General features: G+C 43.7%; 24 protein-coding genes. 2 read left to right on the top strand and 22 right to left on the bottom strand.

Annotation, left to right across the window (positions count from 1 at the left end):
* The first annotated feature begins 63 nt into the window (after positions 1–63).
* A complete protein-coding gene (gene dapA / locus FPZ43_RS10150; RefSeq protein WP_146381799.1) occupies positions 64–942 on the top strand; it encodes a 4-hydroxy-tetrahydrodipicolinate synthase in 879 nt (292 codons plus the stop codon).
* A gap of 164 nt (positions 943–1,106) precedes the next feature.
* Here the strand turns inward: dapA and FPZ43_RS10145 are convergent, their stop codons facing one another.
* From FPZ43_RS10145 to mraZ, 15 genes are all read right to left on the bottom strand, one after another.
* Positions 1,107–1,286, bottom strand: a complete 180-nt coding sequence (locus FPZ43_RS10145; RefSeq protein WP_146381798.1) for a histone H1 — start codon at positions 1,284–1,286, stop codon at positions 1,107–1,109.
* Between the two features lie 334 nt (positions 1,287–1,620).
* Positions 1,621–2,865 carry an aminotransferase class I/II-fold pyridoxal phosphate-dependent enzyme gene (locus tag FPZ43_RS10140; RefSeq protein ID WP_146381976.1) on the bottom strand — a complete coding sequence of 415 codons (1,245 nt, stop codon included), beginning with the start codon at positions 2,863–2,865 and terminating at the stop codon, positions 1,621–1,623.
* Between the two features lie 119 nt (positions 2,866–2,984).
* On the bottom strand, positions 2,985–4,589 hold the full coding sequence (ftsZ, locus tag FPZ43_RS10135; RefSeq protein ID WP_146381797.1) for a cell division protein FtsZ: 1,605 nt from the start codon (positions 4,587–4,589) through the stop codon (positions 2,985–2,987).
* Positions 4,590–4,717: 128 nt separating this feature from the next.
* Positions 4,718–6,076, bottom strand: a complete 1,359-nt coding sequence (ftsA, locus tag FPZ43_RS10130) for a cell division protein FtsA (protein WP_146381796.1) — start codon at positions 6,074–6,076, stop codon at positions 4,718–4,720.
* A gap of 29 nt (positions 6,077–6,105) precedes the next feature.
* Positions 6,106–7,134: a cell division protein FtsQ/DivIB gene (locus FPZ43_RS10125; protein WP_186461808.1), complete on the bottom strand. Its 1,029-nt coding sequence runs from the start codon at positions 7,132–7,134 to the stop codon at positions 6,106–6,108.
* Positions 7,127–8,479 (bottom strand): UDP-N-acetylmuramate--L-alanine ligase, encoded by a 1,353-nt coding sequence (gene murC / locus FPZ43_RS10120; RefSeq protein WP_146381795.1) that lies wholly within the window; start codon positions 8,477–8,479, stop codon positions 7,127–7,129. Before murC ends, FPZ43_RS10125 begins: the two co-directional genes overlap by 8 nt.
* A gap of 148 nt (positions 8,480–8,627) precedes the next feature.
* Positions 8,628–9,746 carry an undecaprenyldiphospho-muramoylpentapeptide beta-N-acetylglucosaminyltransferase gene (gene murG / locus FPZ43_RS10115; protein ID WP_146381794.1) on the bottom strand — a complete coding sequence of 373 codons (1,119 nt, stop codon included), beginning with the start codon at positions 9,744–9,746 and terminating at the stop codon, positions 8,628–8,630.
* A 47-nt stretch (positions 9,747–9,793) separates the two neighbouring features.
* Positions 9,794–10,993, bottom strand: a complete 1,200-nt coding sequence (locus tag FPZ43_RS10110; protein ID WP_146381975.1) for an FtsW/RodA/SpoVE family cell cycle protein — start codon at positions 10,991–10,993, stop codon at positions 9,794–9,796.
* A 93-nt stretch (positions 10,994–11,086) separates the two neighbouring features.
* Positions 11,087–12,478: a UDP-N-acetylmuramoyl-L-alanine--D-glutamate ligase gene (gene murD / locus FPZ43_RS10105; protein ID WP_146381793.1), complete on the bottom strand. Its 1,392-nt coding sequence runs from the start codon at positions 12,476–12,478 to the stop codon at positions 11,087–11,089.
* Between the two features lie 73 nt (positions 12,479–12,551).
* A complete protein-coding gene (gene mraY, locus FPZ43_RS10100) occupies positions 12,552–13,793 on the bottom strand; it encodes a phospho-N-acetylmuramoyl-pentapeptide-transferase (RefSeq protein WP_146381792.1) in 1,242 nt (413 codons plus the stop codon).
* A gap of 21 nt (positions 13,794–13,814) precedes the next feature.
* Positions 13,815–15,275 (bottom strand): UDP-N-acetylmuramoyl-L-alanyl-D-glutamate--2,6-diaminopimelate ligase, encoded by a 1,461-nt coding sequence (locus tag FPZ43_RS10095; protein ID WP_146381791.1) that lies wholly within the window; start codon positions 15,273–15,275, stop codon positions 13,815–13,817.
* Complete coding sequence (locus FPZ43_RS10090; protein ID WP_146381790.1) at positions 15,272–17,362, bottom strand: penicillin-binding transpeptidase domain-containing protein; 2,091 nt, start codon at positions 17,360–17,362, stop codon at positions 15,272–15,274. The genes FPZ43_RS10095 and FPZ43_RS10090 overlap by 4 nt, the downstream gene beginning before the upstream one ends.
* Entirely contained in the window at positions 17,362–17,769 is a 408-nt protein-coding gene (locus tag FPZ43_RS10085; RefSeq protein ID WP_146381789.1) for an FtsL-like putative cell division protein, read from the bottom strand. The genes FPZ43_RS10090 and FPZ43_RS10085 overlap by 1 nt, the downstream gene beginning before the upstream one ends.
* On the bottom strand, positions 17,766–18,668 hold the full coding sequence (gene rsmH / locus FPZ43_RS10080) for a 16S rRNA (cytosine(1402)-N(4))-methyltransferase RsmH (RefSeq protein WP_146381788.1): 903 nt from the start codon (positions 18,666–18,668) through the stop codon (positions 17,766–17,768). The genes FPZ43_RS10085 and rsmH overlap by 4 nt, the downstream gene beginning before the upstream one ends.
* Positions 18,661–19,125 (bottom strand): division/cell wall cluster transcriptional repressor MraZ, encoded by a 465-nt coding sequence (gene mraZ / locus FPZ43_RS10075; protein WP_146381787.1) that lies wholly within the window; start codon positions 19,123–19,125, stop codon positions 18,661–18,663. Before mraZ ends, rsmH begins: the two co-directional genes overlap by 8 nt.
* 166 nt (positions 19,126–19,291) lie before the next feature.
* On the opposite strand from mraZ, the gene purU reads away from it, so the two are divergent.
* Complete coding sequence (purU, locus tag FPZ43_RS10070; protein WP_186461807.1) at positions 19,292–20,116, top strand: formyltetrahydrofolate deformylase; 825 nt, start codon at positions 19,292–19,294, stop codon at positions 20,114–20,116.
* Between the two features lie 150 nt (positions 20,117–20,266).
* Here purU and FPZ43_RS10065 read toward each other — a convergent pair whose 3' ends face one another.
* The 7 genes from FPZ43_RS10065 to FPZ43_RS10035 form a co-directional block, all read right to left on the bottom strand.
* Positions 20,267–21,832, bottom strand: coding sequence for a glycoside hydrolase family 32 protein (locus tag FPZ43_RS10065; protein ID WP_146381785.1), 1,566 nt, complete (start codon positions 21,830–21,832; stop codon positions 20,267–20,269).
* Entirely contained in the window at positions 21,750–22,376 is a 627-nt protein-coding gene (locus FPZ43_RS10060) for a hypothetical protein (protein ID WP_146381784.1), read from the bottom strand. The genes FPZ43_RS10065 and FPZ43_RS10060 overlap by 83 nt, the downstream gene beginning before the upstream one ends.
* 74 nt (positions 22,377–22,450) lie before the next feature.
* A complete protein-coding gene (locus FPZ43_RS10055; RefSeq protein ID WP_146381783.1) occupies positions 22,451–22,897 on the bottom strand; it encodes a tail fiber domain-containing protein in 447 nt (148 codons plus the stop codon).
* A 73-nt stretch (positions 22,898–22,970) separates the two neighbouring features.
* Positions 22,971–23,300, bottom strand: coding sequence for a hypothetical protein (locus FPZ43_RS10050; RefSeq protein ID WP_146381782.1), 330 nt, complete (start codon positions 23,298–23,300; stop codon positions 22,971–22,973).
* A 74-nt stretch (positions 23,301–23,374) separates the two neighbouring features.
* A complete protein-coding gene (locus FPZ43_RS10045; protein WP_146381781.1) occupies positions 23,375–23,797 on the bottom strand; it encodes a VOC family protein in 423 nt (140 codons plus the stop codon).
* A 59-nt stretch (positions 23,798–23,856) separates the two neighbouring features.
* Positions 23,857–24,477, bottom strand: a complete 621-nt coding sequence (locus FPZ43_RS10040) for a hypothetical protein (protein WP_146381780.1) — start codon at positions 24,475–24,477, stop codon at positions 23,857–23,859.
* A gap of 150 nt (positions 24,478–24,627) precedes the next feature.
* Positions 24,628–26,484, bottom strand: a complete 1,857-nt coding sequence (locus FPZ43_RS10035) for a CocE/NonD family hydrolase (protein WP_146381779.1) — start codon at positions 26,482–26,484, stop codon at positions 24,628–24,630.
* Positions 26,485–26,864 lie beyond the last annotated feature (380 nt).

Below are 26,864 nucleotides of genomic sequence, written 5' to 3'. Positions count from 1 at the left end.
CCTACCCCTCCCATATCCGCACATTTAATTATCTTAGCGTCCTTTTATATTTATTTACAGGACATGAACAAATTTCACGGAACAGGGGTAGCTATTGTAACTCCTTTTCAGGCAGATGGACAGGTTAACTACAGCGCATTAAAAAAACTGATAGATCACCTGGTTGATGGCGGTGTGGAGTACATCGTATCGTTAGGCACAACCGGCGAAAGCGCCACACTGAGCAAGGACGAGAAGAAGAAGGTGTGGGAATTTACTGCAGAAACCGTGAATAAACGTGTACATCTTGTGGCAGGCATTGGCGGTAATAACACGTACGAAACAGCCGCCGAGATCAAGGCTTTCGATATTGCCGGATACGATGCAATACTATCGGCAAGCCCGCATTATAATAAACCAACACAAGAAGGTATTTACCAGCACTATAAGGCCCTGGCCGAAGTGAGCCCGCTGCCAATTATTTTATATAACGTACCAAGCCGTACAGGCAGCAGCATTTCTGCAGAAACTACTGTGCGCCTGGCTAAAGATTTCAATAATATTATCGGTATTAAAGAAGCGTCAGGCAATTTTGACTTGTTGAACCAGATTTTCCGTGATAAGCCCCAAGATTTCCTGGTTATATCCGGCGATGACCCAATCACGCTGCAAATGATAGCAATGGGCGGCGTTGGCGTAATATCTGTCATAGGCAACGCTTTGCCAAAGCAATTATCCAACATGGTAAGGCAATGCCTGGACAACGACTTTAAAGCCGCCCAGCCAATGCACTACAAGCTGATTGAATTTACCCGTTTGATGTTTGCCGAAGGCAGCCCAGCGGGTGTAAAAGAAGCTTTAAAGCATCTGAATATATGCGGTGACACCGTGCGATTACCATTGGTTAATATCAGCGAAGCCGGAGCATCTGCTATTAAGAAACAATTAGAAATAATTGGTTAGAATACCCTTCTTGTCATTCTGAGGAACGAAGAATCTGATTGCAGACCTAATAGTTGGCAGATAGATGCTTCACTATGCTCAGCATGACAATGATAAGATACAAGCAAAAAAAAAATCCGGTGGCAAAACCACCGGATTTTTTTTAAAGTAAAAGTTTTCGATAGTTATTCGCCTTTGTTTTTAGTGTCCTGAACTTCTAAGCGGATTGCCTGGGCAAGGTTTTTAAGGTCCTGCATTCCTTTACGCACACGCGTACCGGCTGCACTGTTGCCTTTGTTGTAAAATTTGTCGGCATCAGCTTCAAGCGAAGCAATAAGCTCCTTTACTTCAGTAAATTTTTTCATTGTGAAATACTCCTTTAATTTTTGAGGTTTATTGTTATAATTAAAGCTAATCTAAATGCTTTTTTGAGAAATAAAAATATTTGTAACATAAAAAAAGCGCCTTAAAAGCGCTTTTTTTCCACATATTTTGACTATTAAGTCTATATGATAATAGATATTTTTTTGTCCAGAATATCAACTTCGCTGCATAAAGCCAATATTATTGCATTATTAATTTATTTATAGCAATTATATTTAATTTCAGTTAACCAACAACTAAACTGCGGCTTTGCCATAAGGAATGACATCGGCAGCATTTTACCTGCACTTGTTAAAAAATATTAGAAAATATTCATCAAACAACGGCTACACTATCCTCCTTATAGGCTCCGGCCTTCAATTTTTCAGACACTTCACTAAAGGCGTCCAGCGTGCGCTGTACGTCATCTAAAGTATGTACGGCAGTTGGTATTAACCTTAGTTCTATTAAGCCTTTAGGGATAACCGGATAAACTACAATAGAACAGAAAATACCGTAATGCTCACGCAGGTCCTTGGTAAGGCTTGTTGCTTCAAATAAATCGCCCTTTAGAAACACCGGCGTTACCATTGTATCTGTTACGCCAATATCAAACCCGTATTCAACCAAACCATTTTGTAATGCCTTGGCGATCACCCACAACTGCTTGCGCAAATCCGGATTGGCTTTTAACAGCTCGAAACGCTTTTTAAGGCCCAGCACCATCGGCATAGGCAATGCTTTTGCAAACGTTTGCGATCGCATGTTGTAGCGCAAGTAATTGATAATCTCGGCGTCGGCCGCTACAAAAGCACCTATACCAGCCATTGACTTGGCAAACGTACCAAAGTAAATATCTATGCCATCAACACAATTTTGTGCTTCGTGCGTACCGGCACCGGTTGGGCCCATGGTGCCGAAACCATGCGCATCATCAATTAAAAGCCTGAAATTATATTCGTCTTTCAATGCGATGATTTCGGTTAGCTTGCCCTGTGCACCAGACATCCCGAATACACCTTCGGTGATCACCAATATGCCACCACCTGTTTGTGCAGCCAGCTTTTCGGCACGCTGCAACTGCTTCTCAAAACTGCTGATATCGTTATGCTGAAAAACAAAGCGCTTACCCATGTGCAGGCGCACACCGTCAACAATACAGGCATGAGACTCGGCATCATAAACAATAATATCATTACGATCAACCAAGGCATCAATGATAGATACCATGCCCTGGTAACCATAGTTTAATAGAAATGCAGCCTGTTTACCCACAAATTCGGCAAGGCCGTTTTCAAGTTCCTCATGATGCTTGGTATTACCAGACATCATCCTGGCGCCCATTGGATAGGCCATTCCAAAATCTGTAGCGGCCTGTGCGTCGGCTTCGCGCACTTCGGGATGATTTGCCAGGCCCAGGTAATTGTTAAGGCTCCAAACCAGGTGCTCTTTGCCGTTAAAGTACATATGAGGCGCAATTTCGCCTTCCAGCTTAGGGAATGAAAAATATCCGTGCGACCATTTTTGATGCTGCCCAATAGGGCCTCCCATATTTTTATTTATCTTTTCAAACAGATCCAATGTAAATCCTCTCTCTTCAATTAATAACTGCACAAATATAACCTGTGCAGATTACAAAACTATAAAACAAAAAAGCCCCTGCATTATTGCAAAGGCTTGTATTTTAATCAAATGTCAAATTAGTCGACATTATCATGTAAAAACGAATTGTTGTTACGAATCTCGGTTTTGCCATCGCTGTCCGGCAATAATGAGAATCGTGATATCTGGCTTTCGTCAGATGCAGGTGTTTGCTGCAGAGCAATTTCTTTACGTTTATAAGCCGGTACATTCTCCATCTCCTGGATATTGCCGTTACGCAATTTCATGCTCAGGTCTTTCAACCGCATAATACGCTCACGCGATTTACGCAACTGCTCTTCTATAGATTCATCGGTTTTACCTTCATCAGCGTTAGATACCGGCTCCGGTTCAGGCTCGGGCTGTGGCTGCACTTCTACTCTTGCAGGCTCAAAGTTCATCACCGTTTCCGTTACCTTAAAAGTAAAGTCGCTTGCTTCAGGCTCTTCCTGTTGCATAGGCGGCTCTTCGGTAAGGCTGTATTTTATTACGTTATCTTTGGCGTCCTGCTCTTCGGCACGGGCAAACAAATCAAAAAGGCCTGTTTGCTTTGGCTCGTCCTTCAATTTCATGTAAGGCATTGCATCAGCTTCGGCATCAGTTTTAATCGGGGTTATAAACTCATTAACCGGTTTAACAAGCGGCTCGTTCTCCGGCACAAGCATCGATACAACTTTCTTGTTGCTGATTTCTTTTTCGCGTTCGTCCTTGGTTTGGAAACCAGTAGCAATAATGGTAACCGATATCTTGTCGCCAAGGTTCTCGTCATGGCAATTACCCCATATCAGGTCGGCAGCAAGGCCGGCTTCTTCCTGTATGTAGTCGGTAATTATACTTACCTCGTCCATAGTTACTTCTTTCTCGCCCGAGCTAATGTTCAGCAAGATGTATCGTGCGCCTTCAATCTCATTATCTTTCAATAATGGAGATGACAATGCGCCTTCAACAGCTTTTAAAGCACGGTTTTCACCTTCGGCAGAGCTGCTACCCATTATTGATACGCCACTGTCTTTCATTACAGTGCGCACATCCTTAAAGTCCACGTTGATATAACCAGGCAATGTGATGATCTCGGCAATACCTTTGGCAGCCGTAGTTAAAATATCATCGGCCTGTGCAAATGCCGAACCCAGGGTTAAGTTGCCAAATATCTGGCGCAACCTGTCGTTTGAAATTACCAGGTATGAGTCGACATATTTTTTCAACTCTTCCATACCCGCATCAGCCTGCATTTTACGACGTTTACCTTCAAAAGAGAAAGGCGTAGTAATAATACCAACTGTAAGTATATCCAGCTCACGTGCTGCTTTGGCAATAATTGGGCTTGCACCGGTACCGGTACCACCACCCATACCAGCTGTTATGAATAACATTTTGGTATTTGAGCCAAGCATCAGCTTGATGTCTTCAATATTTTCAATGGCCGAATTTTTGCCTACTTCCGGGATAGAGCCTGCACCCATACCTTCGGTTAAGCTTGCACCTAATTGTACCTTGTTGGGTATAGGGCTAAGCTCCAAAGCCTGGGCATCAGTGTTGCAAATTATAAAGTCAACACCGGTAATTCCCTGCCTGTACATGTGATTTACCGCGTTACCGCCGCCACCGCCAACACCAATTACTTTGATGATTGACGATTTTTCCTTTAACATCTCAAACTGCATAATCCTTGTTTTCAGCTAAATGTGTTCTGTTGTTCAGATAGATTTTGTTAATGTAATGATAAGGCTTTTTCCACAGGGTTTTTCCACAATTGTCGATAATGTGGAAAAGTTTTTCGTTGTGGATAATCTTATTTCAGAAAGTCCTCATCCTTAATGTCGTCCTTGATAAATTTTTTGCCCGACTCTAAAATCTTGCCTAAAAGACCAAACTTTCTATCATCTGTATATTTTGCCTTTTCTGTTTTTACCGATACCCTTGTTGCTTGTGCAGGGGCCTCAACAACGCTGTTGTACTCCATTTTTTGAATACCCTTTATAAGCAGGCCTATGCCTGTTGCAAACGTAGGGCTTTGCAATTCCTCGTAAGTACCTTTTGGCAGCACTTCGTTTTTAGCAAGGTGCTCGTTAGGGTAACCTACGCGGCAATCAAGGCCGGTTACATACTCAATAAGCTGCGGCAGGTGTTTTAACTGCGCACCGCCACCTGTTACCACTATGCCGGCAATCAGTTTTTTCTCGTAGCCTGATGATTTGATCTCGTAGTACACATGCTCTACAATTTCTTCCATACGGGCCTGGATAACAAACGCCAGGTTTTTAACAGAGATCTCCTTTGGTTCGCGACCGCGTAAACCCGGTACACAAACAATTTCGTTCTCTTTATTTTCTTCGGCAAGGGCCGATCCGAATCTTACCTTTAACTGCTCGGCTATGTTACGCATAACAGAGCATCCCTCGCGAATATCCTCAGTAACACTGTTACCGCCAAACGGTATCACGGCGGTGTGGCGAATAATACCCTCGTGGAAAATTGCCACATCTGTAGTACCGCCACCTATATCAACCAATACTACACCGGCTTCTTTTTCTTCATCGCTTAATACCGACTCAGATGATGCTAATGGCTCCAGTATAAGTTCCTGGCTTTCCAGGTTGGCTTTGGTAACGCATTTAACAATATTTTTTATTGCTGTAACCTGGCCCGATATGATGTGGAAGTTGGCTTCCAAACGCACGCCGGCCATACCAATCGGGTCTTTTACGCCCGGCTCATTATCAACAGTAAATTCCTGCGGCAGCACATGGATAATTTCCTCGCCCGGAGGCATTACCAGGTTGTACATATCTTCAACCAGCTTATCGATATCGCGGCGGCTAATTTCGCTGCTCAAATCCTTGCGGGTTATAAGCCCGCGGTGCTGCAAGCTTTTTATATGCTGGCCAGCTATGCCAACGTTAACTATCCTAATCTCTACATTTGATTGTGTACCCGCTACATCTACAGCCTGGGTAATACCTTGTACGGTTTTATCGATATTTGAAACCATACCACGCGTAACACCGGCCGACTCGGCCTTGCCTATACCCAAAACCTCTATCTTTCCGTTCTTGCTTCTGCGGCCCACAATAGCGCAGATCTTGGTAGTGCCTATATCAAGACCTACTACAATTGGCGAACTTTTTTCCTGTGCTGAACCCTTGTCCATATAATTACTATTTAATAGATGTCTTCTCGTTATCGGTTTTTCTTAACTGATGCTTTTGTTTTGTCATTGTCGGCCTTACCAACAGATGCATTAACTTTTGCCGGCTTATCGGCTTCCTTTTTTTGCGGTTGAGCCTGCTGCTTCACCACCCTTTTTACTTCTGCAGATATAATATCTGTTACTGCCGAATCTTGCTTTGGCTGGTTAAGCGCTTTTGCCAGCGTCGCCGAATCGGCCGACCGTGCTTTGGCTTTGGCAACTGCAGCTAATGAGTCCATATAGGTCATGTTTTTTACACCCACCACCTGATTAGCGTACTTGATGTTAATTACCTTGTAAGCATCCCAGCCAACCGTTGGAATAGCCTCTTTATAAAAAGCCTTCAGGTTATTAAATTTCAAACCCAGCGAGTCGGCATTACCCAACAATATGCGCTGGTTGCCTACGCGTGGTATCAGTTCAATTTCCTTATCCTGGTTTATAAATATCTGCTCGATCTGCGCATCCCAAAGTGAATCCTTGCGGATGAAATCGGCCGTGCGGAATATATCTCTTGCCAGCGTGGTATGCAGTGTATCTACCTTGTTGGCAAACAACTCATCAATAAACCCTGTAGCAACCAATACCCTTGCCGTAAAGTTTTGCGAAAGCGGCATTTTTAAACCATGCTCGTCAATGTAATAATCCTGATCGTAGCGGTTTATTACCCGTAGTATTGGATGGCGCTGGCTTACTTCAACTTCAATTACACCATCCATATCTACATATACCTTGGCAAACTCTATAAAAGGGTTGGCCTTAAGCCTCTTTTCAAGATCGTGTATATCTATATTTTCGATACGGCGGCCTACCAACGTGTGGCTCGTCATCTCTAAAATCTTATCCACTTCCTGCCTGTCTATAAAATACTGGTTACCCGGTATAAACACTTTTATAGCCTTGCAGACAGTTTCAGATTTCTTGATCTCGATAAAACTCATCAGCACAATTACACCGGCAAGGCTCAATGTCCAGCCCAGCCCAACTAAAACAGGTTTCCAGATACGTTTCTTAAACATGCTCCAAAGCCATTTTTAATGGTGTAACCAATTGGTCAATATCTCCGGCACCTACTGTTAGCAACAGTTCGGGCTTCTCTTGTTTTACCGTTTCAACAACCTGCTCTTTGCTTAACAGGCGTTTGCCTGCCAGCTTCATTTTACTTAAGATGGTATCACTCGTTACCCCCGGTAAAGGCAACTCGCGAGCCGGATAAATATCAAGCATCAGCAGTTCATCTGCCATATCTAACACTTCCGCAAAACCGTCGGCAAAATCGCGCGTGCGGGTAAACAAATGCGGCTGAAAAACAACAGTCAACTTTTTATCAGGAAACAACGTTTTTACCGATGTAATTGCAGCCCGTAATTCTTCGGGGTGATGCGCATAATCATCAATATAAACGTGCTCGCTATCGCGAACGATGTATTCGAACCTGCGCTTGATACCCTTGAATGAGCCAAGCGCCTCGCGGATGGCCTCGGCAGATACCTCGACATGCAAAGAAGCTGTAATTGCCGCGGTGGCATTTTCGATATTATGTAAACCGGCAATACCCATCCTGATGTTAGCGATGCTTATTTTACCGTCGTTATAATCGAAATAAAAGCTGCCATCTTCAATGCGCACATTTTTGGCTGTTGCCTGTGCCTCATCATTCATGGCGTAGGTAAATCCTTGCAAGGGCAGTCCTTCACGGAAAATAAGTACACCACCTGGTTTTATTTGCGACGCAAAAAGCTTAAACGACTCCTCGAGTGTTGAATGATCGCCATATATATCCAGATGATCAGCATCCATTGATGTAATAATCGCAACATCCGGATGCAGTGTTAAAAACGACCTGTCGTATTCATCGGCTTCAACTACCACAATATTATTTTTACCGTAGAGCACATTGGTGTTGTAGTTTGAGCTGATGCCACCCAAAAAGGCCGAGCAATCTTTACCCGAATCCTTCAGGATGTGCGCAATCATGCCAGATGTAGTTGTTTTGCCGTGCGTACCTGCAACAGCAATAGTAAACATCCCGCGGCTGATCAGCCCTAAAACCTGCGAACGCTTATTAAGTTCAAAACCTTTATTCTTGAAATAATTCAGGATCTGCGAATCTTTAGGAACAGCAGGCGTATAAATAACCAGCGTACCTGCATCCGGCTCCTGAAAACTCATGGGAATAAATCCCGCACGATCTTCGTAAATAATGCAAATCCCTTCATTTTGCAGATCCATTGTTAAAGGTGTTTGCGTTTTATCGTACCCGCATACAACGCAACCCAAATGGTGGAAATAGCGCGCCAGGCCGCTCATGCCTATGCCGCCTACACCCACCAGGTAAACTCGTTGTATGTTGTTTAGTTCCATATTTAGTGAATGGTTGATTGGGTTTATCAGTGAGTAGTTACTACTGCTCTTACCTTATTCAACTTTCTTTATTTTATTCTATCTTTCATTACCAATAACTAACGTTTAAAAAAGGCTATCCCCGCCAACAGGCAAGGGATTAGCCTATTCAATTGTTGATTGTTATTTGGATAACCTCTTTTGCAATAACTTCATCAGCATCCGGCAGGGCCAGCTTACCAATATTATTGCCTAATTTTTTTTGCAAATCGTTATCATTTAAAAGTTCAAGCGCTTTGTCAACCAGCTTAGCCTCTGCATCCCTGTCCGCTACAAATATGGCAGCGGCTTCTTCAATTAAAGCCAATGCATTTTTGGTTTGGTGATCTTCGGCCACGTTTGGTGATGGCACCAATATTACCGGCTTCTTTATTACGCAAAGCTCGGCAATGGTGCCAGCCCCTGCCCTTGATATAATGAGATCTGCGGCAGCGTAAGCAAGGTCCATGCGGCTTAAAAATTCAACTACACAAATGTTAGGGTGTAAATTATCACCCAGTTGTTCCTTTATGCTTTTGTAATAAAACTTTCCTGTTTGCCATATTACCTGCACATCGGCAGCTATGATCTTATCAAGGCTTGCCAGTATGCTGTTGTTTAATGTGCGCGCACCCAGGCTGCCACCGGTTATTAATATCGTTTTCTTAAAGGTTGAAAGCTTGAACAGCTCAAGCGCCTGCATGTGCTTACCAGCAATATTTACCGACTCGCGCCTAATTGGATTACCTGTTTTGATGATCCTGTCGAACGGGAAAAATTTCTCCATCCCGTCAAAAGCAACGCAGATTTTATCGGCCTTTTTACCCAACCATTTATTGGTTACACCCGCATAGGAATTTTGCTCCTGTATAAGCGTTGGTATACCCTTTAAAGATGCTGCATATAACAACGGGCCCGAAGCATAGCCACCCACACCAACAGCAGCATCGGGCTTAAACTCCTTAATGATTTGCAGTGCACGGCGAACGCTCTTAAGCAACTTTATTGGAAACATGATGTTCTTCCAAATGGAATTGCGTTGAATGCCTTGTATTTCCAGCCCTATAATTTTATAACCTGCCGCAGGCACTTTTTCCATTTCCATACGGCCGCTTGCACCCACAAACAATATCTCGGTAGCCGGATCAAGCTTTTTTAAAGCATTGGCAATAGCAATAGCCGGGAATATGTGCCCGCCTGTACCGCCTCCGCTTATAATGATTCTTTTTCCTCTGTTAACCGATTCCATTACTTATTACTTCTGTCTTGACTCTTGTTTCTTGACTCTCGCTTCTGTTATTGTGATACTGTTCTTATTTCGCCAACTACTACCTTCCTTGGTTCATCTATATCGCGACTTACAGATAGTATGATACCGAAGGCCACACTTGTAAATAATATTGATGTACCACCCATACTTACCAATGGCAAAGGCACACCCGTTACCGGGCCCAAACCAACTGCTACAGCCATATTTGCAAACGCCTGTATAGTTAGGCTGAAGCTTAAGCCGGCCGCCAGCAGCGCGCCGAAAGCTTTTGGTGCCTTGGTTACAATTTTAATACATCGGTAAAGTAAAAACAGGTAGACGCCCACTAATGCAAAGCCACCTACTAAACCATATTCTTCAATAATAGTTGCGTAAATAAAATCCGAATATGGGTGTGGTAAATAATTACGCTCCGTGCTGTTGCCGGGGCCTTTTCCAAATACGCCACCTGTTGCTATGGCAATTTTTGAATGGTCGGACTGGAAAGATTTATCCTTGTTGGCCAGTTCGGGGTGCATAAATGTGTGGATACGCGATACGTATGTTTTACGGCGCGGACCAAGGAAGATAACACCCGAAAGCAAGATCATACCGGCGGCACATACCACAGCAATTTGTTTGATGCTGATACGACCGATAATTAACAACAAAATGCTTACGCCAAACAGCATCAGCGCTGTTGAAAGGTTTGCTAACGCAATAAGTATAAACACCACGCACACCGAACCCATAATTGGAATGAATGACTGCTTAACATCCTTTATGTTTTCTTGTTTGCGCGATAATGTTCGTGCCAGATAGGTTATCAAAGCAAGCTTAGCCAAATCCGATGTCTGGAAGGTTAAACCTGTACCCGGTATAGCTATCCAGCGGCTGGCATCGTTTACGTGGTTACCAAATATGAGCGTATAAAGCAACAGCGGGATAGTAACCACCATTAATATTTTACTGATACCGGCATAATAACGGTAATCGAGCTTGTGCGAAATATACATCAGCGCAATACCGCCCAAAATCATCGCCATGTGCTTTACCAAATAGCTTTCATTGGCTTTGCCTTGCTTGTAGGCAAGCGTACCTGTTGAGCTGTAAACGGCTAATAACGACAAAACAGATAGCAATATAACGATAAGCCAGATCCAACGGTCGCCTTTCAAATTGCCGAGCAGACGGCCCAAGGCTCCCTGAAGAGGAAGCTTTTGTGTAGCACTTTCATTTGCCTGCATTTCCATTTTCTACTTTATAAATATTTTATCAATTGTATTATTGTTTTCTTACTCAATTGTTTCCTGTCTCCCTTTACGGGATTGGGAACTTGGTTATAATTCTTTTACAGCATCTTTAAATTGCTGGCCCCTGTCTTCGTAATTTTTAAACAGATCGAAGCTGGCACACGCCGGCGACAACAACACCGTATCGCCCTTTTCGGCTAAGTGATATGCCACCTGTGCAGCTTCTGACGCTGATGCAGTATTTACAATAATCTCCACATCATCTTCAAAAGCGTCGTGAATACGCTTGTTATCTTTACCAAGGCACACAATCGCTTTCACTTTTTGCTTTACCAAAGAGCGCAGCATGCTGTAATCATTTCCCTTATCAACGCCACCAAGTATCAGCACAACATCAGATGTCATGCTTTCGAGCGCATACCAGGTAGAGTTTACGTTGGTAGCTTTAGAGTCGTTGATGAAGCTGATGCCGGATATTTTAGCAACAAATTCAAGCCTGTGCTCAATATTGCGAAAGTTACCCATGCTCTCTCTCATCGTTTCGTTGCGCAGTTCAAGCACCTTGGCAACAATACCTGATGCCATAGAGTTGTAGATGTTGTGCTTGCCTTGCAGGGCCAGTTCGTTAATTGACATTTGAAAATGTTGTTGATGTACGTTTATAATTAGGTTGTCATGATCAAGGTATGCACCCTGGTCAATCATCTTTTCAATTGAACACGGCAGCTGTTGTGCCGCTATGTTTTGGCCTTGCATGGCCTTTATTGTTTCCGCATCATCTGCGCAAAAAATAAAATGGTCGGTCGCAGTTTGGTTTTGCGTTATGCGCATTTTTGATGCTGCGTAGTTTTCCAGTTTATAGTCATACCTGTCTAAATGATCAGCCGTAATATTCAGCAATACCGATATATCTGCCCTAAACTGATACATATTGTCCAGCATAAAGCTGCTTATCTCAAGCACGTAATATTCAAACTTTTCGGTTGCTACCTGGTAGGCAAAGCTTTTACCAATGTTACCGGCAAGGCCTACGTTTAAGCCTGCATTTTTCAGGATATGATAAGTTAGGCTGCTGGTTGTTGTTTTACCATTTGAGCCTGTGATGCATATCATTTTGGCATTGGTGTATCTGCCTGCAAATTCAATCTCGGATATTACTGCTGTGCCTTGCGCTATCAGCTTTTGAATAATTGGCGCCTTATCAGGAATACCGGGGCTTTTCACTACCTCTGCTGCGTTTAAAATCTCCGCTTCGGTATGGCCACCTTCTTCAAACCTGATATTCCACTCTACCAATTGGTTTTTGTACTTATCAGCTAACTGCCCAAAGTCCGATAAGAAAACATCATAGCCTTGCTGTCTAGCAAGGTATGCAGCACCCACACCACTTTCACCTCCGCCTAACACAACTAAACGCGCAGCCCCGTCCGCCCCCTGAAGGGGGAACTTTTGAGTGTCTGTTGTTTTAGCTGTATTCATTATCTTTTATTGTATTTATTCTTTTATTATTCTCCACTTCCCCCTTCAGGGGTTAGGGACTTTAATTAAGCTCCTATCTTAGCTTCAACGTTATCACCGTTATGATGGCCAGGAAAATGCAAATGATCCAAAACCGGGTAACGATCTTTGATTCGTGGAAACCCTTCTTTTGATAGTGATGGTGCAGCGGCGCCATCAGGAAAACCCTGCGTCCTTCGCCAAACCTCTTCTTGGTAAACTTAAACCAACCCACCTGCAGAATGACCGACATATTTTCGACCACAAAAATGCCGCACAGTACAGGTATCAATAGCTCTTTACGTATTACAATAGCAAACACGGCTATGATACCGCCAATTGCTAAACTGCCCGTATCGCCCATAAAAACCTGCGCCGGGTAGGAGTTGTACCACAAAAAGCCTACACACGCCCCTACAAATGCACCCGCGAAAATCACCAGCTCACCTGTGTTAGGGATATACATAATGTTCAGATAATCGGCCATCAGCGTGTTACCCGATACATATGCAAGTATTGCCAACGTTAAGCCGATAATACCCGATGTGCCTGTTGCCAAGCCATCAATACCATCTGTAAGGTTTGCACCGTTGGATATGAACGTGATGATGATGATCACAAAAAACATGAATACCAGCAGCGAGTAATGCTCATAACCCGGGCCTATGAACTTTAATACCTTGCCGTAATCAAACTCATTGTTTTTATAAAATGGCATGGTAGTTTTAGTACTACGGATATCCTGCGTATAAACAGGCTTGTCGCCACGCATATGGAAATCTACCGGCACATCATACTTAACAGGCAGTTTTACTTCCTGGCGCATGGTAATGCTGGTGTTGAAGTACATTGTCCAGCCGATAAAAAGTGCCAAACCTACCTGACCAGTTATCTTAAATCTTCCTGCAAGGCCTTCTTTGTTCTTTTTAAATACTTTAATGTAATCATCTAAAAAGCCAATACCACCAAGCCATATGGTAGTTACCAGCATCATAATGATGTAGATATTATCGAGCCTTGCAAATAATAGCGTTGGCACCAATATGCCCGCCAGGATGATGATACCACCCATTGTTGGCGTACCTGATTTTTGCATTTGCCCTTCCAGCCCAAGATTACGCACTGTTTCGCCTACCTGCTTAAAGCGCAAATAATCAATCATGCGGCGGCCAAATACCGTAGTTACCAGCAACGATACAATTACAGCCATAGCCATGCGGAATGTAAGGTACTGGAACACCCCCAAACCCGGTATGGTATAGTTTTTATTTAAATAGCTGAATAGGTAATATAGCATGCGTTGTATTTTGATGCACTATCAGTTCAAATCCTTAAAGCGCGTTTGCAATTCTTCCATATCGTCGAAATGGTTCTTTACGCCGTTTATCTCCTGGTATTTCTCGTGGCCTTTGCCGGCAAGCAAAATAATATCCCCCGGTTGTGCAAGCATGCAAGCGGTTTTAATCGCTTCCCTTCTATCAACTATGCTTAGCGTATGGCGTTTAAAGGCTGGGTCGACACCTTCTTCCATTTCCTTGATGATCTGGGCCGGGTCTTCCGTACGAGGGTTGTCAGACGTTAATATCACTTTGTCGCTCCACTCGCAAGCCGTGCGGGCCATAACCGGTCGCTTTGTTTTATCCCTGTCACCACCACAGCCAAGTATGGTAATCACCTTTTCGTTACCCTTACGGATGTCATGGATAGTGCTCAACACGTTCTGCACAGCATCGGGGGTATGGGCGTAATCAACAATACCTATTACTTTATTAGGGGCAACTATGTATTCAAACCTGCCTTCGGCACCGGTAAGCTTACTCAGGCTAACCAATACTTTTGATTTATCCTGATCAAGCAGCATAGCTGCCGAGTATACCGCCAACAAATTATAGGCGTTAAATGTGCCTACCAGTTTAAACCATACCTCCTCGCTATCAATATTCAGCAGCAAACCGCCAAACTGATTCTCGATGATGCGTGCACGGTAATCGGCCATGTTTTTTAAACCGTATGATTTGCGGTGCGCCGCGGTATTCTGCAACATTACGTTACCGTTTTTATCATCGGCGTTGGTTAACGCAAAAGCGTTTTTAGGCAAGCCATCAAAGAACGCCTTTTTAGCTTTTAAATAGCTATCAAAGGTTTTATGGTAATCAAGATGATCGTGCGTAAGATTGGTAAATATTGCACCCGAAAACTTTAATCCGTCAATACGGTGTTGAGCCACAGCGTGCGAGCTTACCTCCATAAAGCAATAGTCGCAACCCTCGTTAACCATATCAGCCAGCAAACTGTTAAGTGCTACCGGATCTGGCGTGGTATGGGTTGACGGAATAATGCGACCATTAACCTGATTCTCTACGGTAGATAACAGGCCGCACTTGTAGCCCATATCTATAAACAACTTATATAACAAGGTAGCTACGGTGGTTTTACCGTTGGTACCTGTAACACCAACAAGTTTTAAGTTGGTTGATGGATTTTCATAAAAATTAGCGGCTATTGTTGCCAGCGCCTTTGCCGAATCGGCCACCATTAAAAAGTCGGCTTCGGCAGCTGTATGGGCAGGTAGCTCTTCGCAGATAATGGCTATGGCGCCATCCTTAACAGCTTGTTCAATATAATCGTGGCCATCTACAGCAGTACCCTTAACGGCTACAAACATGCAGCCGGGCACTACCTTGCGCGAATCGAACACAACGGCAGATATCTCTACATCGGCACTACCTTGTAACTCGGTAAAGGCTAAGCCATCAATTATATCGCTTAAATATCTCATTGCAGTTCTATTGTTATTTTTGAACCTTTAGGTATCGCACTGCCACCCGTTACAGATTGCGAAGCAACAACACCACTACCAACTACTTTAACTTTATAACCCGCATTTCCCATTACATACAGTGCATCGCTTAGGCCCATGCCTGTAACATTTGGCACCGTACCGGCCTTAACTTTATTTTCCTCGAACGAAAGACCGTTGCTGGTATCAACACCTACCGGAGTTACTGATGCATACAATGGCTTCAAACCCAATTTATCGTAAGCTTTCTTCAACGCCTTGCTGTTGCCTTGTTTTGCTTTAGGCATAGTAGTGTTACCAATAAGACGTTCGGGCGCGCGTTTCAATTCAAGGTCGCTTGCAAATATCTTATCAGCCACCTCCCTGAAAACCGGGCCCGATACCGTTGCACCGTAGTATGCGCCTTTAGGATCGTTAATTACAACGATCATGGAATACTTAGGCTTTTCAGCAGGGAAGTATCCAACAAACGATGCCTGGTATTGCCTTTTGCCGCGGTAGCCACGGTTACCGTCGGCCACTTGTGCGGTACCTGTTTTACCTGCAATTTTATAAAGCGGATTATAAACAATTTGCTTACCGCTACCCTCGGTAACCACACCCTCAAGCATCTTTTTCATTTTGCTCAGCGTAACGTCCGAGCAGATCTTATCATTAATAACGCGTGCTTTAAATTGCTCGACAGTATTACCTAAACGGCGAATTTCGCGCACAAAAATTGGCGCTACGTACTTACCGTTATTGGCTACCGCATTGTAAAACGAAAGCATTTTAAGCGGCGTTAGCTGCATCTCGTAACCATAAGCCATTTGCGGCAGGGTCATTTTTTTGTTCCAGCTGCGGTTCTTTGGGTTTTTCACTACAGGCTGCGCTTCGCCGGGGATTTGCAAACCCATTTTTTCGTTCAGATGCCAATCATACAAATGGTCTGTAAACCTTGATTGATTTTCCCCGTAATGTATATTTATCAGTTTCGCAATGGCGGCGTTAGACGATTCTTCAAAAGCTTTCTTAGCTGTTACCGTTTCAATTTTAGGGTGCGAGTCGGTTATCAGCTTGCCTGGTATCTGGTAATAGCCCGTACCAATCATGGTGTTGGTATCTATTAGCTTATCCTCAATTAGCGCCATGTATGATGCCAGCTTGAAGGTAGAACCCGGATCCTGGTTACCGGCAATGGCGTAATTGAATTTCTCTTTATAGATTCCCTCTTCAACCTTCGAAAAATTGGCCACTGCCCTTATCTCGCCGGTTTCAACTTCCATCACAATAACGGCACCGTGATCTGCATGGCTTTTAATCAACTGCTTTTCAAGCGCGCTTTGTGCAAGGTCCTGCATGTTGATGTCTATGGTAGATATAATATCAGCACCCTCTTTAGGTGCAATCTCATCTTCCTCATTAACAGGCATCCAAACCCCACCTGCTATGCGCTGCTCCAGGCGTTTGCCACTTTCGCCATTTATGTAGCTGGCGTAAGCACCTTCCAAACCAACTGCGTTGGCTACGTTATCATTTTTATACCCTATGGTACGCGCAGCCAGCGAACGGAAAGGTAGTATGCGTTTGTTTTGCTGGACCACTATTAAACCGCCCTTGTACTTACCCAGGTTAAATACGGGGAACTTGCGTATTTGCTTCAACTCGTTATAAGTAACCCTGCGGCGCACCAACTGATAACGTGAACTGTCTTTACGGGCCTCACGAAACATTCTTGAATACTCGCGTGCGGTTTTATCTTTATAAACCTGGGCCAACTTCATTGACAAGGAATCGATCTTTTCATCGAACACCTTTTCATCTGCAATACCGCCCGCAAGCATATCCATACGCAACTCGTATTCGGGTACCGACGTTGCCAGCAAACTGCCATCAACCGCAAAGATATTCCCCCTTGCAGCTTCGATATTTTTGTAACGGGTAGACATGGTTTTGGCCATCGCCTTCCATTTGTCGCCTTGCGCAAACTGCACACGGCACAGCTGGAATATAACAGCTGCCGCAAACAGCAATATCAACCCGAAGGCGATATATACTCTTAACAATATGTTAGTTCTTATGCTCATTACTGTGCATCCTCCTTTACAGTTATCTTTTGCGGAGGCTCCTCGGCCGTACGGATACCCAAAGTATCGGCACGCTTGGCAACCTCGGTTAAAGTACTCTTAAATGCAAGTTCGGCTTTGCTGCTTTTATATTCCCAGCTCAGCTCCTTAACTTCTTTGCTTATTTTATCAATATCACGTATGTTTTGCTCAGACATGTGCCTGTTGCCTATATAAAGCATACCCAAAAAGGCCAGGTACAATACAAACGGCAATGCGCGGGTAGCATCATCAGTGCTGATGGCGCCTTTGGTAAGCAGTTTCACAAAAAAATTGTCAGAAAAATCGCGGCGCGGTTTTTCTTCTACAACAATCTCCTGTTCTACTACTTCTTCTTCCTGAATTTCTGTACGTAAACGATTGGTCATCTCTTAACAGCTATTCTTAATTTAGCACTGCGTGCACGGTTATTATCTTTTATCTCGTCTTCGGTAGCGGTAATTGCACCCCTGCTAACAGCATCAAAAGGGCGGTTATCGTTCCCGTAAATATCTTTTTCCAACTCGCCGCTGAACTTACCTTTGGCAATGAAATTTTTTACCAACCTGTCTTCAAGTGAATGGTATGACATTACCACCAGCCTGCCGCCGGGTGCCAGCACATCAGCACTTTGGTTTAAAAAATCTTTTAGCGCCTCCAACTCCTGGTTAACCTCGATACGCAGCGCCTGGAAAACCTGCGCCAGATATTTATTCTCTTTCCCTCTCGGGATAAGATTGCTGATCGCATTTTTAAGATCGGCCACCGTATTTATAGGCCCGTTCAACCTGGCAGTTACAATGGTTTTGGCAAGTGATTTGGCATTTTGTATTTCGCCGTACATGCCGAAAATCCTGTGCAGATCAGCCTCAGCATAATTGTTTACCACCTCTTTGGCACTCAGGTCTGATGCCTGATTCATGCGCATATCCAGCTCCGCATCAAAACGGATAGAAAAACCACGATCAGCCTCATCAAACTGATGCGATGACACACCAAGATCAGCAAGGATACCATCAACCGGCACCGCATCATGTAAACGACTAAAGTTTTTGAGATATCGAAAGTTTTGGTCGACAAACACAAAGCGCTCATCATCTATCACGTTACGCTGAGCATCAGCATCCTGATCAAAAGCCAGCAAACGCCCGCCTTCGCCCAGGTGTTTCATAATTTCGCGCGAGTGACCGCCGCCGCCAAAGGTAACATCAACGTAAGTACCATCAGCCTTAATATTTAAAGCCTCAATACATTCCTGAAGCATTACGGGTACGTGGTAATTACTCATCACGCCCCCTCCCTTTGTTACCCATAACCAATTCGGCCAGTTCGGCAAAATTCTCGGGCTCGTTATTAATCATTTCCTGGTGCGCAGCCTTATCCCAAACCTCAATCTTGTTAAGCATACAGGTTAACACTACATCGCCGGTAATGCCTGCATAGTCCAAAAGATTTTTTGGCAAGTTTACCCTGCCTGCGGTATCAGGTTGCAAATTCGTCGCGCCGGCGGTAAAATATCTCACAAACTTGATGCTATTCCTATCGTATTCGTTAAGTTTGCTCAGTTCGTCAAGCTTCTTATCCCATTCCTTTTTGGTGTAAATAACAAGATACTTTTCAAGACCGCGGTTGATCACAAGGCCCTCATTGTCAGCTTCAGGAAGCTGCTTTTTGAGGCCTGCAGGGATCATCATCCGCCCCTTGGCATCCAGTTTACATTCAAATTCTCCGGTTAGATAAGACATTATAGCGCGTCGGCAATTTTTGTAACGTAAAAGTAAATTACTTTTACCACTTTTTACCACTTTTTACCACCAAAAAGTTATCAACAATTTTTTGGATGCTTCTTCGTTGCGTAAAGCCTTATAAATTATAGCTTTACGGCCATAAATCACCGTCCCAATTAATGCTATGATTATCGTAATACAATGCACCGACCGCGTAGGCCTTGTAGCCACCATTTCGAGCCTTTTGGCCAAGCACCAACTTAATATAATAAGCATGCATGAGCATGTGGACAACGACGCCCGTTTGTTTTTTATGCGTGTTGACGTGGAGGGTACAATTGATGCGTTCACGCTTAAAAATGAGCTCGGTAAAGTACTGCCCGATGGTGCATCTATCAAGACAAATCCCGTCGCTTTAAAAAAGATAATAGTGCTGGTAACCAAGGAGTACCATTGCCTTGCAGATATATTGGTACGTAATTATTTTGGCACACTGGGGGCGCAGGTGCAATGCGTTATTGGCAACCATAACACCCTGCAGGATATATGCAAACGTTTCGATATCCCATTCCATTTAGCGGAGGCAGGCAGCGACAAAAATGCATTTGAACAAGATGTAAAAAGCCTGATAGCTCAGTACGATTTTGACTACCTGGTGCTGGCAAAATTTATGCGGATATTATCGCCCGGTTTTGTAGGTAGTTTCCCAATGCAGATTATCAATATACACCACTCCTTTTTACCCGCATTTGCTGGTGCCAACCCCTACCGACAGGCACACGAACGCGGTGTAAAACTGATTGGCGCTACCGCCCATTATGTTACCAACGAATTGGATGAAGGGCCAATAATAGCCCAGCAAATTATCCCAGCCAACCACTCGCTCACCGTTAAAGATATGGTAAAAGCGGGAAAAGAAATTGAAACGGCAGTTTTGGCAAAAGCCCTGAAGCTGGTTTTTGATGATAGAGTGTTTGTTTACAAAAATAAGACGGTGGTGCTGGAGTAGTGCGCTCGGTTATTGTAGGTACAAAAGTGAGAAATGAATGCGCTAAGTATGTCATTGCGAGCGACAGCGTGGCAATCCCGTCGTTGGCATTAATTACGAGGAGATTGCCACGTCACTCCGCTCCTCGCAATGACACGGGCTTTACACCTATTACTTCCAGATAGATTTTAGTGGCGACACTTCCATGTTCTCAACCTTCATGTCCTTGGCCTCAACTTTTAGATGGGTGTAGGGCGCTTTAGGAAAAAACACGCTCGTCAAATTACTCAACCCGCCATCGGCAAAAAGCTCTATGGATGAGGCATCTACCACTAATTTTAAATCAGAATTTAAAGCTGATGAAATGCGCGGAGCATAAGCTACACCTGCAAATTGCTTGCTGAAGCTATTATCGCCCGCTTTGCTGCGATCGATATAGTAACGTGTTTTAGCTGCATCATAGCCTATCACTAATTCCTCACCTGCATCATTTGCTAACACCAACTTATAATCCCTTAATTGTGGGGTGGTAAAATGCAGGGTAAATTGTGCAGGACTTTGCTTAATTACCTGAAATACGTCTGCACCTGGTGTTAGCTGATTTCCATCAACCTTTTCAGTTTGCATTGCCAAATTACCCAATTCCTTAACCGGCGTTGATGCCAGGAAGACACGCCCCTTGTTTGAAAGCAATGAAAGTTCGCGCGGAATAGTCATGGCATTGCGCCAGTTTTTTGTTGGCACCTGGTTGGCGTAAAGCCAATTACCCATCCAACCCAAAAATATTTTACGATCGCCGGTACCGCCAAATGTTACGCCGGCATAATCATCCGGCCCGTAGTCTATCCAGCGGGTTTGGCTGTCTAATGGTGTAAATTTATTACCATCAAAATTACCTACAAAGTATTGCGTGGCCGAGCCACCGTTTGGCCCTCCAGGGTTAATGCTTACCAGCAATACCCAATATTGTTTGCCGTTTAGTTTTAGCGATATCAGATCGGGACATTCCCATACGCCGCCGTGGCCGCCAAGCTTTTCGCCGAACTCGCTTTCCTTTTTCCAGTTTTTAAGGTTAGCAGACGAATAGAAAGTTATCCTGTCTTTAGTGGCCAAACTCATTAACCATTTATTTTGCGGTGCGTACCAAAACACCTTTGGATCACGAAAATCTTTTATGCCCGGATTTTTGAGCACAGGGTTATTGGCATACTTGGTCCAGGTTTGGCCTTCGTCCAAACTGTAAGCTATACTCTGGTTTTGATAAGTGCTTGATCCGCTTTTTTCACCCTTTGGGTCGTGATGAGTAAATATGGCCACCAAAGGTGTTTTGCCACCCTCACCCAAACCCGAGGTATTTTTTTCGTCGGCTACAATACTGCCGCTGAAGATATAACCCAAGCTATCAGGATACAACGCAATAGGCTGTTGTTTCCAGGTAACTAAATCTTTACTGGTTGCGTGCCCCCAGTGCATTGGCCCCCAAACCGTTGAGTCCGGATAATGCTGATAGAATAGATGGTAAGTACCGTTATGCAATATCAACCCATTTGGGTCATTAGTCCACTTTGCCTTTGGCGACCAGTGCGCCTGCAACCTGTATTGCTCGTTATAGGCACTATCGGCATTTACGACATTAGCAGTATCCTTGCCGGCTTCAGCGGTTGATTTGCCAGATTGCTTGCAGGCAGCAAATGCTATTAACGATAAAGCAGCAATAATGATGTGGCGTGGTTTCATAACTTAAGGTTTGTATAAAGCTACCGTTATTAAAACACAACTTTTGTATCGCCCGAAATAATTTTAACGTGGCAATTGCAACCACCTGATATTTTATAAACAACCGTTTTTGTACGACCGTCGGCAGTCGTCGCAACCACTTCAACATCATCGCCGGTTGTAGATAGTTCCTTTTTTTGTTGGCATCCGTTACAATCACATAATTACCGGATGCAGGAGCATCGTTGTTTGCAACGATTGGTTGATTTGTTCGCTTATTAGTAATCGTTACGTTTTTAACCGCTACGGCATTGCCTGCTCCGTCAACAAATTGCAGTCCCAGCGTAGCAAACTCCATGGTGCACATTTGGTTTGTTGGACAACCTTCACTGTTTAGCTTTTTACTGCAAGCGCTTAACGTAACGGCAATTGCAAGGGCAAAGAATAGTTTAAATATGTTAGCGCTTATCATACGGATTTTTTTGTTTGTAAGCCCTATTAACAAGCTTTGTCCTAAAATGTTGAAGGCATAAAACAAAAGAGGCTGTTCTGCTGATGAGAACAACCTCTTTGAAACTTGAATTGCAAGTTAATTCTTACAGGCTCAGACTGACTCCACGATCTATCGGCTTGTCGCTTTTATTTAGTACCGCTTCCGGTTTTTAATCTGGCTATTTCGCTCTTTAGGTTTTCAATTTCAACCTGCTGATCTTTAACAGCAGCTACTAACAAAGGAACCAGTTTCTCCAATTCCACGTTTGCAGTGGACACTGATCTTTGATTGTTTTTACCGGCGCGGTACCAGTTGTTTTGCATACTTACCGCGGCAGGCACAACTTGTTTTAATTCGTCGGCATTAAAGCCGTATTGCAGGCCCGAGGGTAAATTTAGTTGCTTGTTAGCATCCTTATTGTACTCAAACGTTATGGGCTGCAACCGCGACAGATAGCTTACAGCATTGGTAACAGGTGCGGTGTTCTTCTTAAGATTGCTGTCGCTGATTTGCTGTGCACTTGCTGTATTTGATATAGCGATTAATGAACCAATCGCGAAAAATGATAATAGGATTTGACCTTTAGTTGTCATGACTAATTTAAAATTTAAATAAAACAATGTAACGTCGCCTCAAGCAACGCGTATTCAGGATTAAAAGTGGTTATTACGCCAGTTGATTGGGCGGAGGGGTGGGTACGGGCGTAACCCAGCCTAAATGATGGTTGTTTTGCTCATCGGCATAACCTACAGGGCTGCAGGTAATACATTGGGGCGTTACATCTATGTATAAGTGAGTAAAAAAATATTCCTGGAAATTGATCTCCTTTTCAGACCGCTCTGGCGCATCCTCGTCGTCGTTTGCGGTATTAGTAATCTGCAAGGCTATAACATCATCATCAGGGAAGAACATCGACAAAACACCTGCGCCAGAATTTTGGAGCACCGTAATGGTACAAACCAAAACAAAAAGGTATTTTAAGATTAAATGCTTCATTGACAGTTATTCTGTGTGCAAACTTATTAATTATTTAACCCCTTGCAAGCAAAATTTGTTTTATGAGACAGATGTTACAAAAGCTGGTTAAATTCCAACCGCTCGCCGTCGGGACCCAGAATGTTGAAGTACTTGCAGCCCCGCTCCCAAAATTGTAAAAACTTTGGCTCAGGTTCCTGGATATTAAAGCCTGCCTGTTTTAAAATGGCAAATGCTGCATCTATGTCCGGCACATCAAAAGCAACATGATCGATATGGCCATTACCCCGTAAGCGGATCTCGGTAAGGCCGCTTTCCGGTAGTTGATAAAGTTCTATGATGATTGCGCCGCGCTTCATCATTACACAGGTTCCTGGCTCGCCTTTTTCATCGAACGTGGCCTGCATTACGTTGGCGAAGCCCAAAGCCTCATAAAAGGCTTGCGAGTTTTTAATGTTTGTTACCGGAATACCAATGTGTTGTATGGCGTTTATCTGTAAATTTTCGGCGTTATACATGGGGTGTTTGATTTTACTCACTAAGAAAATACTCGCAGCAATTCAATTTAAAGAGGACACTATTTAAAATCTTCAAATTTCAAGGTATTAAAATCTTCCAAAGCTACCTTTGGCTTAATATATCTTTCGTTAGGAGTAGATAACATCTGCTTTTCTTCTCCTGATGCAAAACCTAATTTATAACCAATATTGTCTTCAGTTGTTAAAAACACATTGTCGTAATCTTTGTCATCTTCTGCCAAAAATAGCATCACCTTTTTATTTGCACTTTCCCTGGTAACCCACTCATCCGTTGACTTTGTAGTTGCCCATGCACGTACCTTGCCTGCCCATGCAATATCAGTTGGGTACCCTAAAAAATTTACGGCAAAGCAAAATGTCATAAAATCAATGTCATACGGAAATGTAACTGCATACTTTCCCTGCGAAATTTGACAAAGCCTCGGCAGCGCAGCAAAGTCACTTTCATTATACAGCTCGCAAAATTTAATTAAGGCACGCCTCAAATCATCATGCTGAACGTTTTCTACCATGATAATCTTATCATTGTCGCGCTTAATTGTTGGTAGTTTATCGTCGGAGGGTCGCGATTTGCTACCCTTTAAGATTAGGCCAGGTAAAAAACGCCAAATGACAAAACCTGCTATTAAAAAAACTACTGTGATAATTACAAACTTCATTTAAAACCCACTATTATGGTTATCCTATAAAAATTAAGACTCGAGCTACAGGCATCGGAACTCCGCAATGAATGTAAAGTAAGCAGTAGTGCTAAAGCACGCTTTATAAATATTTCATCGCATTGCATTAATCTCAAAACCAACGAGCCCTTACATAACCCTAACCTTTAAAAAGCTTTGCTGACCTTTTGAGCTGTACACTCGATGCGTGGCTTTCTTAAAGTCGGTGTCTTTGGCTTTCATGATGTCCTGAAATTGTTGGGTATTCCTGTCAATAAGCGGGAACCAGGTACTTTGGATCTGCACCATAATGCGATGCCCTTTTTTAAACGTATGCAGCACATCCTGTAATTCAAAATTTACCGGGGTTACTTTGCCCGGCGTAAAAGGCTCCGGCTTTTCAAAGCTGTTGCGGTATTTGCCTCGCATGGCCTCGCTGCGCACCATTTGCTGGTAACCGGGCATTTGCACACCCTTACCGGTAAATTTATTAGCCGTTGCGGTGTCGGGGTAATCGTCGAGTACTTTTACTATCCAGTCGGCATCGGTGCCTGTGGTGCTTACTTTTAAGTTGGCCCATATATTCCCTGCAAGCGTGATGTCTTTATCCAGCACATCGGTTTGATAAGTCAAAACATCAGGGCGCTTTTGAGCAAAACGCTGGTCGGCTGTCATGTATTCGCGCTTCATATCAAAGTCGATACCGTCTATAAACGGCACCGGGTTCATTGGGTCGGATACAAACTCTGTATAATCGGCTTTGGCTTGCTTAGGTGCTTCGAATGATAATTTTCCACCCGGAAGCAAATACAGGTTTTGTTCTTTCGCATCAACCGGAGGCCATTGCTTATAAGTTTTCCATTGATTAACACCCGTTTGAAAGGTGTTTACATTGGGCAGATCAAGCGGCGTACCCTTCAGGTAATGGCTAAAAAAAGCAAACTCGATATTCTCCCTGTACATTGGACCGGTAGGCCCGCCAAAATCTAAATCGCCCAGGTGGTCGCCGTTGCCACGTGCCCAGCCGCCGTGCACCCAAGGCCCCATTGCAAAGTAAACAGGTGTCTTGGGATTTTTTTGAACCAGCACTTTATACGTATTTATAGCGCCGTACAAATCCTCGGCATCGTACCATCCACCGGTAACCAGGGTTGGCGTTTTAATATCATGCAAATGGGTAAGCATATTGCGATCCTGCCAGTGCTTATCATAGTTTGGATGATCCATCATTTCGTTCCACAAGCGGATGGTATCCTTAAAGTATTTTACATTGCTGTTGCGCATGCTGCCCATATCCAAAAAAAACTTATAACCATCTTCGGTACCCGGATTAAACCTGCCGCCCCTGCGCTGCGTTGGCTTATCATCCTGCCTGTTGGTAAAGCCTGGATAGAAACCAAAATTGGCCACTAACATAAATGCACCGTTATGAAAAGCATCGTCACGATACAGGTCGGCAATTGGTGCCTGCGGAGATGCTGCCGCTAAAGCAGGATGACGGCTCAGCAAGGCAGTTGTGGTGTAAAAGCCGGGGTAAGATATACCCCACACGCCTACTTTGCCATTATTGTTCGGCAGGTTTTTAATGAGCCAATCTATGGTATCGTAGGTGTCGGTACCTTCATCAACATCCTTATTGGTTTTATGCACTTCCAGTTCGGGCGTCATTTCCTCATAAATACCCTCACTCATCCAACGGCCGCGTACATCCTGGTAAACAAATATGTATCCATCCTTTAAAAATAATGGCGACGGGCCAAGGCTGCTTTTATACTTGTCCGCACCGTATGGCGCTACGCTGTAGCAAGTACGATCCATCATGATCGGGTATTTCCTTGTTTGATCTTTGGGTACATACACCGATGTAAAAAGCTTTTTGCCATCGCGCATAGGCACCTGGTACTCGTACTTGGTATAGTTGTCTTTAACGTAAGCTGCATCGCCCTGCGCAAAAGAAGTTAAAGCAGAAAAGATAAAGCAGAAAGCTATCAGTAAGGATTTGTTCATGGATTTAAAAATGATGCTTTAAATGTAGCGATTAAATGCAAAAGCCGCTATGAGCATTAGTGGCATTCACAAATAAGTTACGAATGTGAGGATCTAAATAATTGCGTTCGTTTATAACGAGCGCTTAACAAGGCTTTGCGATTATATCGCAACGTTGCGTCGCAGACGCAAAACAACTATGCACTCGTCGCAGACGAGCGCAATGAAGAATGTTATCGTAAAGTCAGTGTTTTTCTTTTGATAATCTTATTCTGAAAATTCTTTAATTCTTAAAATTCGGGTTCAGACAACCATGTCATTGCGAGAAGCGCAGCGACGCGGCAACCTCATCGCGTTTATATCTGCAAGCGACGAGATTGCCGCGCTTCGCTCGCAATGAC

Source organism: Mucilaginibacter pallidiroseus (assembly GCF_007846085.1).
Taxonomy (GTDB): Bacteria; Bacteroidota; Bacteroidia; order Sphingobacteriales; family Sphingobacteriaceae; genus Mucilaginibacter; species Mucilaginibacter pallidiroseus.
This window is presented reverse-complemented; position numbering and strand designations above follow the sequence as displayed.

Bases quoted from the DNA above. Each gene is read 5' to 3' on its own strand.
- FPZ43_RS10145 (WP_146381798.1), bottom strand. From the start codon at position 1,286: ATGAAAAAATTTACTGAAGTAAAGGAGCTTATTGCTTCGCTTGAAGCT.
- mraY (WP_146381792.1), bottom strand. From the start codon at position 13,793: ATGCTATATTACCTATTCAGCTATTTAAATAAAAACTATACCATACCG.
- murD (WP_146381793.1), bottom strand. From the start codon at position 12,478: ATGAATACAGCTAAAACAACAGACACTCAAAAGTTCCCCCTTCAGGGG.
- FPZ43_RS10040 (WP_146381780.1), bottom strand. From the start codon at position 24,477: ATGAAGTTTGTAATTATCACAGTAGTTTTTTTAATAGCAGGTTTTGTC.
- FPZ43_RS10050 (WP_146381782.1), bottom strand. From the start codon at position 23,300: ATGAAGCATTTAATCTTAAAATACCTTTTTGTTTTGGTTTGTACCATT.
- murG (WP_146381794.1), bottom strand. From the start codon at position 9,746: ATGGAATCGGTTAACAGAGGAAAAAGAATCATTATAAGCGGAGGCGGT.
- FPZ43_RS10125 (WP_186461808.1), bottom strand. From the start codon at position 7,134: ATGTTTAAGAAACGTATCTGGAAACCTGTTTTAGTTGGGCTGGGCTGG.
- FPZ43_RS10095 (WP_146381791.1), bottom strand. From the start codon at position 15,275: ATGAGATATTTAAGCGATATAATTGATGGCTTAGCCTTTACCGAGTTA.
- purU (WP_186461807.1), top strand. From the start codon at position 19,292: ATGATTATCGTAATACAATGCACCGACCGCGTAGGCCTTGTAGCCACC.
- ftsZ (WP_146381797.1), bottom strand. From the start codon at position 4,589: ATGCAGTTTGAGATGTTAAAGGAAAAATCGTCAATCATCAAAGTAATT.
- FPZ43_RS10055 (WP_146381783.1), bottom strand. From the start codon at position 22,897: ATGACAACTAAAGGTCAAATCCTATTATCATTTTTCGCGATTGGTTCA.
- dapA (WP_146381799.1), top strand. From the start codon at position 64: ATGAACAAATTTCACGGAACAGGGGTAGCTATTGTAACTCCTTTTCAG.
- mraZ (WP_146381787.1), bottom strand. From the start codon at position 19,125: ATGTCTTATCTAACCGGAGAATTTGAATGTAAACTGGATGCCAAGGGG.
- FPZ43_RS10110 (WP_146381975.1), bottom strand. From the start codon at position 10,993: ATGCAGGCAAATGAAAGTGCTACACAAAAGCTTCCTCTTCAGGGAGCC.
- FPZ43_RS10035 (WP_146381779.1), bottom strand. From the start codon at position 26,484: ATGAACAAATCCTTACTGATAGCTTTCTGCTTTATCTTTTCTGCTTTA.
- FPZ43_RS10090 (WP_146381790.1), bottom strand. From the start codon at position 17,362: ATGAGCATAAGAACTAACATATTGTTAAGAGTATATATCGCCTTCGGG.
- FPZ43_RS10065 (WP_146381785.1), bottom strand. From the start codon at position 21,832: ATGAAACCACGCCACATCATTATTGCTGCTTTATCGTTAATAGCATTT.
- FPZ43_RS10085 (WP_146381789.1), bottom strand. From the start codon at position 17,769: ATGACCAATCGTTTACGTACAGAAATTCAGGAAGAAGAAGTAGTAGAA.
- murC (WP_146381795.1), bottom strand. From the start codon at position 8,479: ATGGAACTAAACAACATACAACGAGTTTACCTGGTGGGTGTAGGCGGC.
- FPZ43_RS10045 (WP_146381781.1), bottom strand. From the start codon at position 23,797: ATGTATAACGCCGAAAATTTACAGATAAACGCCATACAACACATTGGT.
- ftsA (WP_146381796.1), bottom strand. From the start codon at position 6,076: ATGGACAAGGGTTCAGCACAGGAAAAAAGTTCGCCAATTGTAGTAGGT.
- rsmH (WP_146381788.1), bottom strand. From the start codon at position 18,668: ATGAGTAATTACCACGTACCCGTAATGCTTCAGGAATGTATTGAGGCT.